The sequence below is a fragment of the Nostoc sp. genome (assembly GCF_036917435.1).
In the GTDB taxonomy this organism is placed as follows: domain Bacteria; phylum Cyanobacteriota; class Cyanobacteriia; order Cyanobacteriales; family Nostocaceae; genus Nostoc.
On record NZ_JBALDM010000047.1, the window covers coordinates 148,565 to 164,461 of the forward strand.

Consider the following 15,897-nt stretch of genomic DNA (forward strand, 5'->3'; position numbering starts at 1 on the left):
GAGTGATGTTAAATAGTTATATTTATATGCTCATAAGATAAGATTGCCGTATAGGTCAAGTAGTTGCCAAGGTAACAATTTATGACTCAAGCCATACAAAAATTAGTAACCTTTGAAGATTTTGCAGCGTGGCGGCCCGAAGTCGGAAGATACGAATTACATGATGGCGTGATTGTTGAAATGGCACAACCAGTAGGAGATAATGAGGATATTGTTGGATTTTTGGTTGAAAAAATTGCTGTTGAATATGTTCGTAATGGTCTACCTTATTCAATTCCAAAAACAGCATTAGTCCAATCTGCTAGTAGCCAGTCTTGCTATTCTTACTATTCTCCAGACTTGCTATTACTCAACCGTCCTGCTTTAAAATTAGAACCACTTTGGCAGAAATATTCCACGGTTAAACTTGCCGATTCTATCCCTTTAGTGATTGAAGTTGTTAGTACTAACTGGCGGGATGATTATCATAAAAAGCTAGGTGAATATGAAGAGATAGGGATAAAAGAATATTGGATTGTTGATTATTTAGCTTTTGGTGGTAAAAAGTTTATCGGTAATCCTAAAGAACCCACTATATCTGTTTACCAATTAGTTGACGGTGAATACCAAGTTACTCAATTTAGAGGCGATGAACGTATCGTCTCGCCTACTTTCCCAGAGTTAGATTTAACAGCCGAACAGATTTTTCAAGCTGGTGGATACTCTGTATAGGGAATTGGGAATTGGGCATTGGGCATTGGACATTGGTTATTATTATTATTCCCTGCTTCCTCAGTCGGCGTAAGGGTTCAAACTAGGTCAAAATTTAACTAAACGCGATCGCACTTACCGACAATGCAAATTATCCAAAGTCTCCATACAGCAATCCTCGTCACTGATTTAGAACGCTCTGAACACTTTTATGGCAAAGTATTGGGACTATCTAAAATAGATCGTTCCCTAAAATACGCTGGTGCATGGTATCAAGTCGGTAACTATCAAATTCACCTGATCGTTGCACCTACTGTCCCCACCGAAAATCCTAACGAAAAATGGGGACGCAACCCCCACGTCGCTTTCTCAGTCGCTAACTTGGATACTGCTAAACAAGAGTTGCTCAATCACAATTATCTCATTCAACCCAGCGCTTCTGGTCGCCCTGCTCTGTTTACTCAAGATCCTGATGGAAATATTATTGAGTTGAGTCAGCAGTGAGAGGATTAGGGACAAAGAGAATAACCATAGCCAATGACAAATGACAAATGACAAATAACAAATGACAAATGACAAATGACAAATGACAAATGAAAATAATTGCTTACTCTTATACCAATCCGCTATTAGAATCTGCTCCCGATCAAGCTGATTGGGGATGGGAGGTGGATCGGGTTTATGAAGATTTGGGCAAGCTAGAGTCTTTTGGACACACTGCGCGAACGCAATTACAAGAATTATTTACCGATTGCGAAACTGAACCAGCAGATTATCTTTTGATTCGGCGGTTGGAAGAATTAGGGGATACTGTGGAAGAAATTAGCGATCGCTTGCATGAACTCGAAGCTATGGGAGTAGCGATAATCGCCACTGAACAACCCTACACTTCCGAGAATTACCCTCTCGGTGCTGATTTGCTAAATTTGCTCAATGCAATTCAACGTCAACAACGCAGCCGTCGCATCCGTCAAGGACACGCCCGTAATCGGCTTGAGGTTGCACCGCCACCCGGCAAAGTTCCCTACGGCTATCGCAGAGGTAAGGGAAAATATACTATCGATCGCAGTACTTCACCAGTAGTCAAAGATTTTTTTGAACACTTTTTACTCTATGGTTCCCTGCGCGGTTCAGTTCGTTACTTGGCAAAAAAATACAGCAAAAAAATCTCTGTAACTACTGGAAGACGCTGGCTAACTAATCCAGTTTATCGCGGCAATACAGCTTACCAAAATGGTGAAATTATCTCTAATACCCACATTCCGATAATTTCTAAAGAAGAAGCAGCCCAAATTGACCGACTTTTACGCCGTAACAGCCGTTTACCATCCCGAACTGCTAGTGCTAGGCGTTCTTTAGCTGGGTTAGTTGTCTGTGCTGAGTGTCAGTCACATCTGACAGTTACTCGTGTCACCCAACGCAACCAAGATAAGGAGTATCTTTATTTACGTTCTACTAGCTGTCCTCAACGCCCTAAGTGTAAGGCTATTTCCTACCAAGAGGTGTTGGAACATACAATCGAAACTGTTTGCCGTGACTTACCCTTAGCTGTAGCGGGGATGAATTTTCCGCAATTGGATGCAGTCAAGAATAGTTTAGGACAAGCGATCGCTCGTCAGCAAGAAATACTCGCTCAGTTACCCCCTTTAATTGAAACTGGAATTTTAGATGTTGAAACAGCAAAGTTAAGGGCTTACAAACTCCGCACAGAAATTTCTGCACTCGAAGCAAAGTTGGCGACGCTTCCCCCAGTTAACTTGCGTTCTGTTGCTCAAGCTGTTTCTATACCACAATTTTGGTTAGATTTGTCGGAAACAGAGCGCCGATTTTACTTTCGAGAATTTATCAGAAAAATTGAGATTACTGTTGAGGATAAAGAATTAAAACTCCAAGTTATTTTTATTTTTTAAATTAAAGGGACGTTTATAAATCATTAGGACTAGCCCTTTCAAGGTGGGTAAAAATTTTGGTCAATAAATTCCTATTTCCGCTCTTTTCTCTGTGTTCTCTGCGACTCCGTGGTTAGATAAATTACTTTTCAACCGCAGAGACACAGAGGACGCAGAGAAAAAAAAGAGATTTTACAAGTCACCTTGAAAGGGCTAGTGCTAATCATATATAAATCGCCGTATCTACGAAGGACTGATTCTTGTAAAGACGGCGATTTATCGCGTCTCTTGCCTTACAGCTATTTTCAGGTAAATACACCACACGGTAGGGGCACAGCACTGCTGTGCCCTTACGAAAGATGTGGTTCAAATATATGAAAACTGCCTTAACCATTGAAGGTGGGTTTTGTCTAGGGGTTGACTATTTCTGAGATGGTTGATCCTTCGTATACGCAACAGGTTTTGGCCCTGCATTCCGCACATTGATAATTTTATTGAGGATATCAAACCAAAAAGGCGCACCCATAGCAATAGCAAAACCACTCACTATCCAACCGCAAATTAATTTAAAAACCTGTGAAATTCTGATGTAAACTCTATTCGATTTCGTAGTATCTAATAACTCAAACTGTTGATTAATATTTTGCCATCCAATGGGTATAGAAGCATTTCCTAATAGTTTATCAATGCCCTTTCTGGCTGTTTCATCATTGATATAATCGATTCGTTGACTTGCACTTTGAGCAATAGTGGAGCGGATAACCGAATCCTCTGATAGTCTTTTAACCAGATGGAATGTATCAGTATTGGTTAAGAAAGCAACTGATATTCCAATTAAAATAGCAACTCCTTTGGCATTGCGCTTATAAACACCGCTTGCTCGATCCATCGAGCGATCGAACCATGTTTCAACTTCATTTTTAAATTGATTCATTTCTTCTGTGAGATCGCTAATCTTTATCCTGCTACGTTCAGCAATCACAGCAAGGCTTTTGAGTAAAGTATCAGGGACTTCATCCGGTAACTCATTATTAACAAAATCTATAAATTTCTGGTCAATATCTCCATAAATTTCTTGAATTTTTGTGTAACTTGGACTCGTTGGATCGTTAATACCTTTTTTAAGTTCTCTATAAGATGCTAATATCATGTGCAAGTTGGTTTTTGCTTCTTCACTAGGATGTTTAACATGATTAATTAGCTGGGGAATTTTTAAGGTATCTAATAAAGTAATTGCAAATGTTTCAGAAGGAAGATAAGAAGGGCCGCTTTGTTTATAAAGTACTCGTTTATCAGGGTTTTTAGTAATTTCCCGGAGATGCTTTTCTAGTTTCCCCTTGGCTTGGTGATTTAATGTATTAATCAAAGGATCGTTATAAAGTTTCTGTACCAAGTCTATTGCATTAATAATATCCGATCTATCACTTTCACTACCACCTGATAAAAGTAATTCAATTGAAGTTCTTAAATGTTTAGCTCTCCATTGTAATAATGTGGCAAGCAATTCCTGTATTTCAGAAGCTAGCAAGCTCAAAATTAAGTAAATAAAAACTAAGCCAACTGCAATATCCACAACAACAGGTAAGTTCATTGATAGGCTCCAATCATTCTTTAGTGATTTTTGTAAAAATTCCTTTTACAAGATTGTATAACACAGATGTTTTAATTGAATAATTGCTTAATTAAATTTAAAATGCCAAAACTTTTAGTAGTGTCCAGATTCCCGACTTCTTAAAGAAGTCGGGAATCTGATTATTTACGAATAATTTAGGATAGAAATAAACACTTCCAAAAGTTATGTTTAAAATTTTTAAGTGTTGAGTGTGACATTGAAAAAACACAGCAATTAATTTGTTATTTTTTGAGTTATTTAACTGATAGCTAAGTGGATAAAAATTAAATTCAGCATCCGAATAAAATAAAGTACAAGTTAATCTACGGATTAAGTAGCAGGTAATAAATAATTTCTTGATTGTATTATTTTTATCATTTATTGACTTATATGTTCTTTAAATAGCTAAGATAAATTTTTCAAAAAATAGGGCTAATTAGATAAAGTTGAGTTAATCTTGGAAATTAGCAATTGTTAATAATATACGTTGCTACTGGATGGCAACATTGGAGATTCGCTCCGGTCTCTATGTAATCAAACCAGCAAGTAAAATGATTACCATAGAATATGCAAGAAGGAAGCTTTGTTTGGAGTCATCTAGAAAAACAAAATCGCACGGTTGGCAGATGGATTGATTGGGTATGGCTAATAGTATTGCTGTTGGCAGCAGTGTTACTGTTTAGCATCAATCTGGGAGGATTGCCCCTGCGAGATTGGGATGAAGGGACTGTAGCACAGGTTGCTCGTGAAATTTGGCACGCTCCGGCAGGTTCAATGCGTTGGCTTTTCCCAACGCTAGGAGGTGAACCATATCATAACAAGCCACCTTTGATGCATTTGCTCATTGCTTGGGCTTATTCTCTAGGAGGCGAAAATGAGTTGACAACGCGCCTACCTGGAGCAATTTTAACAGCGACATCTGTCCCTTTACTGTATTGCATTGCTAGAGAGATATTTCGCCAACGTTGGGCTGCTATTTATAGCGCCTTGATTTATCTAACAATGCTACCTGTGGTGCGTCATGGGCGGCTGGCAATGTTGGATGGAGCAATGGTAAGCTTTTTGATGGTGATGATGTTGTGCGTGCTGCGATCGCGCCGAGATTTACGTTATTGTCTTGGTGTTGGTGTCAGTTTTGGGTTGATTTGTCTAACTCAAGGACTACTCGGCGCATTGCTAGGTGCGATCGCGATCGTATTTCTCTTTTGGGATACACCACGATTGCTCAGTTGTTACTATCTGTGGTTAGCAATCTTCATTGGCATTCTGCCTGTAGCTGCTTGGTATAGCGCCCAACTAATTCACTATGGTTACACTTTCGCCCAAGTTGGGCTTGTAAACCCATCACTAGGTCGAATTGGCTCATTTGTAGAGGGTAATCCTGAACCACCTTGGTACTATGTTGTTGAACTTCTCAAGTACACATGGCCGTGGTTATTATTCTTACCACAAACTGTCCGCTTAACCTGGGAAAATCGTAATCTTAGCTGGGCAAAACTAGTAATGGCGTGGAGTGGTGTTTACCTCTTGGTAATTTCTTTCATGATTGCCAAAGTGCCTTGGTATCTATTCCCGATTTACCCTAGTTTAGCTTTAGCTTTTGGTATCCAATTATCAGATACAGAAAATTCGCCTTTACTCTCATCCTATCCCCGCGCTTGGGTTGCTGGTTTAGCAATACTTGCAGTAGTCGCTTCTGCTGGTAGCATTTATTTCAGTTGGGGTACAACATCACAAACAGACTTACAACTGATTTTTGCCGCAGTCGCTTTAACTATGACCTTAGCAGCTATTTTGGCAGAAAGAGGCGACGGGCAATTTCTGAAGATTTTATTTTGGGGAAGTTATCTTTCGCTGCTGCTGTTAATGAAATCTAACTACTGGGTTTGGGAATTATCTGAAGCCTATCCAGTGAAACCAGTCGCCGCTATGATTGCGCGGGCAAATCCAGCTACGAGGAAGATTTACACATCTTTTCCTTACCATCGTCCCTCGTTGGATTATTATAGCGATCGCACCATCATTCCCGCTTCTGTTGGCGAACTGGAGTATTATTGGCACTACAACGGGCAACCCTACTTTCTGCTTCATGCATCTGCTTTCAAGAATCTCCAACTAGATTCAATGAAGTTAATTGACCAAGCTGAAGGCTGGAAGTTAGTTACAAAAGAAACTAATAGATTATAAATCTGGGGCATTGGGCATGGTTATTTTCCTTGTCCCCTTGTCCCATTGTGAGAAAAAATCAGATCGTTGCCCAAAATGTAATGATAATCCTGTGGCGATCGCCTTTTTCCAAAAAGTGTAAAAAACCTGCGATTTAGTTTGAAGAAATAATGAAATAGGTAATTTCGGAGTTTTGCTGGCGAGATAAGTTTCTCTATGCTGGGCAAGCTGTTCAGAAACTTTTACCGTTTGACTTATGCAAAATCTCTTTGAAACTCTTAGGGAGTTCCAATGTTATAATTTTGTCATAATGCTGTAAATCTTAACATGAAATAATAAAGCTTAATTACAAAACCCCAGGACGAATTCCGAAAGCAATTGCAAACTGCTTAAACCACAAACATTTCGGCTTTTCTTAGTTCTATTCGCTACTGGAACAATAACAAATCCTCCTGTGTTTATTGTTTCAAGCACTGCATAGCTTTAACTGAACTTTATTCATTTGTATTTTATTTATGCTAGATAAAATAACCCCACTAATTTTAACCTACAATGAAGCACCTAATATTAAGCGAACACTAGACAAACTAACTTGGCCAAATCAGATTGTTATTATTGACAGCTATAGTTCTGATGAAACTCTAGAAATCATCAAATCCTATCCTCAAGTTAAATTATTTCAAAGAAAATTTGATACTCATGCTACACAGTGGAATTACGGTTTATCTCTGATTAACTCTGAGTGGGTACTATCTCTAGACGCAGATTATATTGTTTCAGAGAAACTGACTGAAGAGATAAATGAACTAACTCAAGATTCAACGATAGATGGTTATTTTGCTAGGTTCAAATATTGTGTTTTTGGTAAACCTCTGAAAGGTACTATACTCCCTCCTCGACAGATTCTCTTTAAAAGAAATAAATCTATTTATATTGATGATGGTCATACCGAACTCTTAGAAGTTAAAGGTAAATCAGCAATGTTATCTGGCTATATTTATCACGACGATCGCAAACCTTTTAGCCGTTGGCTATGGGCACAGGAGCGCTACATGGTGCTTGAAGTCAAGAAGTTATTAAATACTCCGATGAGCGAACTAAGCTGGGGCGATCGCATCCGCAAACAAAAACTTCTTGCTCCTTTGATTATCCTTTTCTACTGCCTGATTCTCAAAGGTGGAATTCTCGATGGCTGGTATGGTTGGTACTATGCATTTCAGCGTGTATTAGCAGAAATTCTTCTTGCAAATTGCTTGATTGAAGCCGAACAATTAAAAGAAAAAGCATGATTCTGCAAAAAATTAAGGAATCATTGCTACCTTAATTACCTGTCGTGCCTTCATTTCAGCAAACACCTGTTCTAAATCTTTTAATGGCCGCTGTTCACTAATAAGTAACTCAAAGGGAATTTTGCGACTAGCGATCAGTGCCAATGCCTCCCGCACATACTCAGGTGTATTATGAAACACGCCTTTAATGGTCAGTTCGCTGTAGTGTAGCTGTTCTGTATTGAGAGTAATACTGGTATGCCGTGGACATCCACCGAATAAGTTAACTGTTGCACCAGGACGGGCGCAGGCGATCGCAGTTTCCCAAACACTTGGTACACCTGTCGCTTCAATAACTATATCTGCGCCCCATCCTTGAGTGAGTTCTTTCACCATACTAGGAATATCCGAGATTTGATGATAATTAAAGGTCTGGGCTGCACCCAATTTCTGACCAATTTCTAGCCGATGGTGATTACCTCCCCACAGCAACACCTCAGCTTTCTCACTCAACGCCGCCACAAACATTAGCCCGATCGCCCCATCTCCTAAGACGACTACTCGATCTTTGGGCTTAATATTAGAACGGGCTATACCATGCAACACACAAGCTAAGGGTTCCGTCATGGCCGCTAATTCCCACGGCAACTCATCGGGTATATGCAATAAATTATGTTGTACTATCGGTGCGGGAATTTTCAGATATTCCGCAAAAGTCCCATTATTCCAGGTCAGATTTGGACATAATGAATACTCTTGACGTTGACAAAAAAAGCACTTCATGCATGGGGCGGAATTATTAGCGACGATGCGATCGCCCACTTGCCAATTTGTAACCCCTGCACCCAAGGCAACAATTCGCCCAGCACCTTCATGACCAAACAGCGTTGGTGGTATCAGCATTTTGGCATGACCACCACGCCGCCAGACTTTCAAATCTGTACCGCAAGTTGTTGCCGCCCCTACTTGAATTACAACTTCACCAGCTGCCGGAGTGGGGTCAGCAACTTTTTCTAAGCGTAAATCTTCTTGCCCATAAAGTAACGCTGCTAACAAAATTTAAAACCTATCAATTAGCTCCATCCGATTTTACCAGTTTGAGCTAATTGATAGCTATCAACAAATCAGTCTTGATTTTTAGTCAAATTTTATTAATCTAGGTAACTTGGTAGAAATAAACCAAATTACATTACGAAACGGAAACAGGCTTAAAGCCCTTACTAATGACCAATGACCAATGACAAATGACAGCCCTTGCGAACTTACTTAAACAAATTGCAAAAACTAGGTATTTACCACTGGCTGGGGAAGCACTACGGTGTTCCGGGTATCCACATTAGGCAAGCGAGTAGCAGTTAACAGTGGCACTTCTTGTCGGCACGACAGGCAAAACCAATATAGTTCACCATGACGGGCATGACGCAGGAGGGAACCACCGCAACATGGGCAAGTGTTGGCTCTCGTACTCATACCAATGTCCTCCTTAAAAAAATTTGTTGTTTTAAATTCAGCAAAAAAATCAGTTGATTAAAAATTGATTTTGGTAGCATGAATGCGACCATTCGATTCTATGCGGTCTTGAATAATTTGTCTGTAAACAGCTTCATATCCGTTAACCATTTGGCTAACGCTAAAGTTGTTTTCTACATATTTTCGACAGGTTTGACGATCGAGTTCCAAAGCGAGTGGAATCATTGTCGCCATTTCTGCATAGCTTTTACAGATAAAACCTGTTTTACCGTGGGCAATCACTTCTGGTACTGAGCCAAAATTCATGGCAATAACTGGTGTACCAGTTGCCATTGATTCAATCATTACTAACCCAAAAGGTTCTTGCCAATTAATGGGGAAAAGAGTTATGGCTGCATTCCCCAGAAGTTCAGCTTTTTCGGCGTGGTTAATTTCACCTAGATGTTCAATCTGCTGACCATCAATGTGGGGGGCAATCTCTTGTTCAAAAAACTCAGAGTCTCCCACATCAACCTTTCCTGCCATCTTCAAACGCCAACCACTCTGCTTGGCAATAGCGATCGCATGGTGTGGCCCTTTCTCTGGTGAAAAACGACCTAAATATGCCAAATATCCAGGTTCTGACGGTTTGGCTACGAATGCATAATCTGCTAGCTCAATTCCGTTATAAACCGTGCCAACATAATTTAGATCGATTTCACGCTGCGAGTTACTAATGCTGACGTAAGGTTGCTTTTGGTAGTAGCTAAATGCGTGACGGGTATCGTTTGTAAAATTATTGTGCAGAGTATGCACTGTAGAAGTTGCTGTTATGAAACTCGCTAAAGTTAGTGCCGAAATTCCTACATGAGAATGGATGAGATCGAATTCTTTAGCACGCTGGTAAACTTGGCTCAGTTCTAGCATTTCGTACACGGCATACTCTTTAACATTTGGGTCTAAGCGTAATGCACGCGGATAAACTGCTTCTAAATGAGCTAAAGTTTGAGAATCGCCAGAGGCAAATAATGTCACCTCATGACCACGACGAACAAGTTCATCAGTCAAGCGACTCACTACCAGTTCTATTCCTCCATAAGTAGGAGGTGGAACTCTTTCCCATAAGGGGGCAACTTGAGCGATTTTCATAAGTTTTTTTGGTTCAGTCTATGAAATTGTCCTCAAGATAAAGAGGTGCATCATTATTCTATGAGAACAAAGCATTTCTACTTGCTCTTTTGACATTTAAATTAACCTAAAAGGCTACTAAAAGCTAAAGAAAGGTTAACCATCCCGCAAATTTTCTACCGACAAATCTAAACAGCTATCGGCAAATGTCAACTCAGAGCTAGACTTCTAACCTATAGCAAATCAATTACTTGTTGCATCTGTCTTGGGGATCATAATGAAGTAAAATGTTTTGTATCGGAACTTACAAAATTGAATATTTTGTAGCTGATAATACTAAAATATTCAATGGGATCAAATGATTAGAGGTTTGTTTAAAGGTAATTGCCAAATGTAAAGGAAATTATAAATATTAAGCAATTCTACAATAATTACATAATTTGTAATTATTAATTTACAAAAAATTCTGATAACTAATGAAAATCGCTACTTGGAACGTCAACTCAATTCGCACTCGTCTCGAACAGGTTACTGATTGGTTAACCCTGAATCCTGTTGATGTTCTCTGCTTGCAAGAAACCAAGGTTGCGGATGCCGAGTTTCCGCGATCGCCTTTTGAGCAGTTGGGCTATAACCTTTATATATCAGGACAAAAATCTTATAACGGCGTAGCCCTGATTAGCCGCCAGCCACTTTTAAACGTAAATAGTGGTTTTAGGGCGATTTTGCCAGATTTACACCACGAATGGGACGAGCAAAAGCGGCTGATTACAGGTGTAATTGATGGTATTAGGATTGTTAACTTATATGTTCCCAATGGTGCAGCAGTAGGAACTGAAAAATATGAATACAAACTACGCTGGTTAGCAGCGCTACATGAGTATTTGCGATTGCTCGTGCTGTCAGAACCTGCAATTTGTGTGTGCGGTGACTTCAACATCGCCCTAGAAGATAAAGATATTCACGAGCAAGTGAGTACAGAAAATCACATTATGGCAACAGAAACCGAGCGCCAAGCCTTACGCGAGATTCTGGAACTAGGATTTGCCGATGCCTTCCGCAAATTCACCACAGAAGGCGGAAATTATAGCTGGTGGGATTATCGCGCCGCCGCCTTCCGTCGCAACTTAGGTTGGCGCATTGACCATCACTATCTCACATCCGTGCTGTATGAGCGTGCTACAAGTTGCGTCATTGATGCCGCACCCAGAAAATTAACCCAACCGAGCGACCATACGCCGGTAATTGTGGAATTTTAAATTTGGGCATGGGGCATGGGGCATTGGGCATTGGGCAGAGGGGAAAAACTTGTTGCAACTTCTCCTCTGTTCACTAATCTCCTAATCCCATTCGTAAAAGATTAGACATCTCCGAAAATTAATCCGACCCGTCTCCAAACCTCTCCCCGTTGGCGTTAGCCTGTCGTCAGACAAGGGTCAAGAGGCTTTAATTCCCCCTTCCCTTGAAGGGAAGGGGGGTAGGGGGGTTAGGTCTGCGCGTGAATTTAAGGTTTCTAAATCTTTTTCGGAGATGTCTATTAAAATGGAGTCATTTTTGTTAATTAGTAATACTACTGAAAAATATCTAAAATAGTGGATATTAAATTAACCTTAATGCTGAATTTTTAAGTAAGAATGTACATTAAACCTCTTAACGATGCCCCATGCCCCATGCCCAATTCCCAATTCCCAATTCCCATCAATCAATAAATCAATTTAACGGCTTATATATATCCTCTGAACTCGGATTGAGATAAGGACGCTGTAAATCTATTAGATGTCGTTCAAAGTGTTGGTCAATAACTCTCATCCGTTCCTCCATTGCATTCTTGCCTTTTTGCCAAGCTTCCAACAAAGCATTAGCGACAATTTGGCAACGGTTCATCCCAAAACTTTCTTGTGCAGCAAACTTTTGGGTTGGTTCCTCGGCTAAACCTAAACCTGGGGCTAAAAATTTGGTAAATAAGGGAATTTCGGGCTGGAAATGGGATTGATTTTCTATATAAACAGACTGAAGGATTGTGCGAATTGCTGGATAGTCGGGGAGTTCAAAGTAGAGTAGCCCCGAATCATAGCGTCCGTATGCACAGGGATTGTGAAGAACTTGAAAGCTAAAGGGAATTGACGCAGCGTTCAATTGCAGAGTCAGACTTTCCATGAGAGCGATCGCACCAGATGGCGTAAAGTTAAAGTAAATTCGCCCTGCTCCTAAATTAGCATCAGGATTACTCTGCTGTTCCTGTCCAACATTACTAACTGCCAAGTAACAGCCATTTTGCAATCGATTTTTGGGCATCCAGATTGCCACCATATCACCCACTTTGGTAGATTTCTTGCTGGATTTTAGATGGCAATCTGGCTCAACATAAAGTGTTAAACCGCCTTTAGTCACCGCCATAGTACCATCAGGTTCTTTACGCAGAACCTCCCATCGAGGGTCAAAGTAACCTATGCCGTGATTACTGGCGTGTAGATGCTCGTAAAAGTTCCAATCAATTTCTAAGATGGAATTATCTGCTAAATTCTGCTTTGGCGGGTAATTATTACTATCACTATTGACTACTAAAGTACTTTGTAGAGAGCCATTGTAATAAATCCCATAAAGAAAGTTTCGCAGCAATAAGCTGAGATATTTCTGTTGTAAGTCTACAGAATTTTGCTGAAATCTATCTGCTACTTTTGTTGGTAGAGCAAAGGGTTGATAATTGGGATGATAAATACAAAAATTTGACTCAATCTGAATATTTTTAGCAATGTCAAATAGAGAAGTTAGTGGTTGATTGATAGAGTAATTTAGCATTAATCCATTTAGAATTCAAACTTTAAAAAACAGAATTCAGGAGTCAGAATTCAGAATTGTTCTACTCCCTGCTATTAACAACCCCGAAGCCGGGTTTTTTCGTAATATAGACGAAGTAGCTGTGGCTCCTTTACAGGCTGAGGAAGTTTATGAACTTTTCCTACAGGGTTAAGGATTTCTGACTCTGATATCCCGAAAATAGTCAGTACGCCTTGCTGCGGTATAGTGAGTAAACTTTTAGCCACTTGCAGCATACAAATATCAGCATTATTAAAGGATTTTCGGCAAGTAATCATCTCCTGAATTTGATGAATGAGTGCTAGCCCTGCAAATTGAATAACGCGCACAATAAAGTCACTACGGTATTCTAAAATCATGGGAAAAGCATTTAGATAAGCTCTAATTAGAGCAATAATTGAAGGTTGTAAACTCTCCAACGGTGTCAACGCCAGATGTAGAGATTCTTGTAACTCAATGGTGGGATCTACTACAAGGCTATTGAGCCAAATCCCTAAATAGCTTGCTAGTAAAGTACCTAAATCAAAAGCTGGATCTCCCCAAGAACAAGCTTCCCAATTAATTAGTTTTACTAGGCAATTGTCTAGTTTATCCCACCTGGAATGAACTAAAATGTTGTTCAATTTCAGGTCGTTGTGAGTCAAGCAGCAAGGATTCCAGGCATAAGCCAAATCTGCGATCGCAGATTCCAAACTCTCCGATTGCTGGTAGAGTAGATAGAATTTCAGCGCATCCGTGGGAACCGTCCCAAAAATCTCCGGCCCAATTGACTCTACCCCTTGCGCCGGATTGTAAAAGCCATAGCGAAACTCTCCTTGGGGAGCAGTTGCCATGAAATCCTTATATTCTCGGCGGTTGTAGGTTGCGCGATGAAGTCCCGCTAAAGTAGTGCCGATGGCTGTGGCAATTTCTTGTGGACAAATCTCATTGTTGTGGTAGAATGTCGCAAGTTCCCGATATTCACTTAAGTAGTTGCGGACGAGGATAGAATTTTCTTCGTCAAAATGGACTACCGATGGTGCGATCGCGGAAATATTGCCAAGAACAGGAAACTGCTGGAGCAACTGATGAAATAGCCACTCCTGAAACAATTCATGAGGAGCGCCGTCATTGCTTTTAACGTTACGTTCTTGTTTAACGAGCAGTTTTCGATTATCTGCTAGAGTCACGAGTAAATCGGAATTGTTCTTACTACTTCCTGGCAACTCAGATTTATCTGATGCGTCATCTTCTGAGCTACACAGCCCCGCTTCTTGCAGATACTGGATAACGTTATGAGAAGACAGTGATAATACCATGTATTACTTCCTACTTCATTAAATTACTTAAACTTATCTGTGTCGGTATTTGGTTGTACTTAGCAGTTTTCGGTAGATAGTGAATAACAATAAAGATTTGTACAATCTACTAATATCCCATCTTTCCGATAAAAACCTGCCAAAATGGTACAAATTCCTTTACAATTGCTTTAAAATTCACTCCTAAATACGGTGACATCTTTACACTTTATCAGCATAGTTACTTAGATACATCTAGAGCAAGTTTTGTGGTAGAGCCTTTTGATGTAGCAGAATCTCAAGCAAAAAACTGATTGGCGGCAGATGTTATTTGATGTTCAGTAGTCATCCTGAAGGCAGCGAAGAATTTCAGTAATCCTTCGCAGAGGGAAGCATGACATTCAACGCTATTATTTTTATTTATCATCCCAAAGCTAAAAAAACCGGAATTTTTAGGCAAATAGTAATTATTTTTTTCTTTAATTTTCAGAATTGATGTCTGAAAGCCTTGTTATTACCTCATTTTTGTTACTTACGTATTGTAGATGGCTAGAGGCGATCGCACATAACGGTTACATGAGTGCATCTTATGGAAATGTACTTTTGTCAAGTATGTTGAAGGGGTTGTAAATAAAAACCTCTCCCTGGTTTTACGATGTAAAACCGTCCCTCTCCGAGTCGGAGAGGGAAAGAGTTAAGACCTGGTTTCGATATCGTATAACTGGCAGAGGGTGAGGAGTTTTTGTTTGAGGCGATCGCGCACATTCTCTGGTAGTATCACTACACAATCTGGCGCATACTGCATGACTTCGCGGCTAAACCAAAATGTACTAGATACTCGCCTGACAACTCGCCGGACTCGCGCTTTATCTGGTATCCACTCATTAATATTGTCTTCTTGTTTAGCTTGATAGGCAAAAGCCAAGCCAGCAAATAGATGCATTTCCACTTCTATCTCAGCCAAACTTCGCCATTCACCAGAAATTGGCATGACAGCAGCTTCAGTAATCCTGTCTAATCGTAAACTCCAGTTGTGAACCAGTTCTGGTACATCAAAGTTTCCTTCTGTCTCTTCGCACCAGCAATCAAGATATTGCCGCTTTTCGTGGGGTGTAACTTTGGCGTAGCGAACGGTAAAATTAAGTACTTGTTGTATCGCATCTTGATAAGAAAGCTGAAAGGGCTGTTCGCGTAAGATATAGCGGTCTATTTCTAATCGCCAAGCTGGGGGCAAATTCTCTAAGAAACGTTCGATTTCGCCTCGCAACGGTAATGATAGTTCGCTGCGTTCGAGAAGTAAGTTTGCAATGATTTGGGCTTGTTCAATTTGCCCGATGTCTGTCAAAGCATTGATACAGCGATGTAATGCCCTGATGCGTGGTTCTTTCCAATCGTTATTGTTACCGATGAGTAACTGACGTTGAGCGATCGCTTTAATTAACTTCGAGATGTTAGGATCTTCTCCCCACATCATACCGAATTCACGAGCGATCGCTTCTAGCTCGGCTTTATCACGTTCTGATATCGACAGTGTAATAGATTGACCTTTTCGACTCATTAAAATTGTCCGTATACTTTGTACATAACTTCTCTTGTCAACT

The 15,897-nt window shown here is 40.2% G+C and carries 13 protein-coding genes; 6 read left to right on the forward strand and 7 right to left on the reverse strand.

Annotation, left to right across the window (positions count from 1 at the left end):
* Window positions 1-81 precede the first annotated feature (81 nt).
* The 3 genes from V7K98_RS23670 (at window position 82) to V7K98_RS23680 (ending at window position 2,600) form a co-directional block, all read left to right on the forward strand.
* Window positions 82-711, forward strand: coding sequence for a Uma2 family endonuclease (locus tag V7K98_RS23670; protein ID WP_335026280.1), 630 nt, complete (start codon window positions 82-84; stop codon window positions 709-711).
* A gap of 123 nt (window positions 712-834) precedes the next feature.
* Entirely contained in the window at window positions 835-1,194 is a 360-nt protein-coding gene (locus V7K98_RS23675; protein ID WP_335026282.1) for a VOC family protein, read from the forward strand.
* An 89-nt stretch (window positions 1,195-1,283) separates the two neighbouring features.
* The gene (locus V7K98_RS23680) at window positions 1,284-2,600 is read left to right on the forward strand and encodes a recombinase family protein (protein ID WP_335026284.1); all 1,317 of its coding nucleotides are present in this window, start codon (window positions 1,284-1,286) and stop codon (window positions 2,598-2,600) included.
* A gap of 400 nt (window positions 2,601-3,000) precedes the next feature.
* Here V7K98_RS23680 and V7K98_RS23685 read toward each other — a convergent pair whose 3' ends face one another.
* Window positions 3,001-4,170 carry a hypothetical protein gene (locus V7K98_RS23685; RefSeq protein ID WP_335026286.1) on the reverse strand — a complete coding sequence of 390 codons (1,170 nt, stop codon included), beginning with the start codon at window positions 4,168-4,170 and terminating at the stop codon, window positions 3,001-3,003.
* A 588-nt stretch (window positions 4,171-4,758) separates the two neighbouring features.
* Here V7K98_RS23685 and V7K98_RS23690 point away from each other — a divergent pair.
* Both V7K98_RS23690 and V7K98_RS23695 read left to right on the forward strand, forming a co-directional pair.
* Window positions 4,759-6,378: an ArnT family glycosyltransferase gene (locus tag V7K98_RS23690; protein WP_335026290.1), complete on the forward strand. Its 1,620-nt coding sequence runs from the start codon at window positions 4,759-4,761 to the stop codon at window positions 6,376-6,378.
* 494 nt (window positions 6,379-6,872) lie between these two features.
* Complete coding sequence (locus tag V7K98_RS23695; RefSeq protein WP_335026293.1) at window positions 6,873-7,646, forward strand: glycosyltransferase family 2 protein; 774 nt, start codon at window positions 6,873-6,875, stop codon at window positions 7,644-7,646.
* A gap of 12 nt (window positions 7,647-7,658) precedes the next feature.
* Here V7K98_RS23695 and V7K98_RS23700 read toward each other — a convergent pair whose 3' ends face one another.
* The 3 genes from V7K98_RS23700 to V7K98_RS23710 all read right to left on the reverse strand — a co-directional run bounded on the left by V7K98_RS23700 (window position 7,659) and on the right by V7K98_RS23710 (window position 10,223).
* Complete coding sequence (locus tag V7K98_RS23700) at window positions 7,659-8,681, reverse strand: zinc-dependent alcohol dehydrogenase (RefSeq protein ID WP_335026295.1); 1,023 nt, start codon at window positions 8,679-8,681, stop codon at window positions 7,659-7,661.
* 228 nt (window positions 8,682-8,909) lie between these two features.
* Complete coding sequence (locus V7K98_RS23705) at window positions 8,910-9,095, reverse strand: hypothetical protein (RefSeq protein ID WP_335026297.1); 186 nt, start codon at window positions 9,093-9,095, stop codon at window positions 8,910-8,912.
* Window positions 9,096-9,152: 57 nt separating this feature from the next.
* A complete protein-coding gene (locus V7K98_RS23710; protein WP_335026299.1) occupies window positions 9,153-10,223 on the reverse strand; it encodes a glycosyltransferase family 4 protein in 1,071 nt (356 codons plus the stop codon).
* A gap of 455 nt (window positions 10,224-10,678) precedes the next feature.
* Between V7K98_RS23710 and xth the strand changes: the two genes are divergently transcribed.
* Complete coding sequence (xth, locus tag V7K98_RS23715) at window positions 10,679-11,461, forward strand: exodeoxyribonuclease III (protein WP_335026301.1); 783 nt, start codon at window positions 10,679-10,681, stop codon at window positions 11,459-11,461.
* Between the two features lie 451 nt (window positions 11,462-11,912).
* Here the strand turns inward: xth and V7K98_RS23720 are convergent, their stop codons facing one another.
* The 3 genes from V7K98_RS23720 to V7K98_RS23730 form a co-directional block, all read right to left on the reverse strand.
* A complete protein-coding gene (locus tag V7K98_RS23720) occupies window positions 11,913-13,001 on the reverse strand; it encodes a T3SS effector HopA1 family protein (protein WP_335026303.1) in 1,089 nt (362 codons plus the stop codon).
* Between the two features lie 74 nt (window positions 13,002-13,075).
* Window positions 13,076-14,317, reverse strand: a complete 1,242-nt coding sequence (locus tag V7K98_RS23725; protein WP_335026305.1) for an aminoglycoside phosphotransferase family protein — start codon at window positions 14,315-14,317, stop codon at window positions 13,076-13,078.
* Between the two features lie 673 nt (window positions 14,318-14,990).
* The gene (locus V7K98_RS23730; RefSeq protein WP_335026307.1) at window positions 14,991-15,854 is read right to left on the reverse strand and encodes a WYL domain-containing protein; all 864 of its coding nucleotides are present in this window, start codon (window positions 15,852-15,854) and stop codon (window positions 14,991-14,993) included.
* Between the last annotated feature and the right edge of the window lie 43 nt (window positions 15,855-15,897).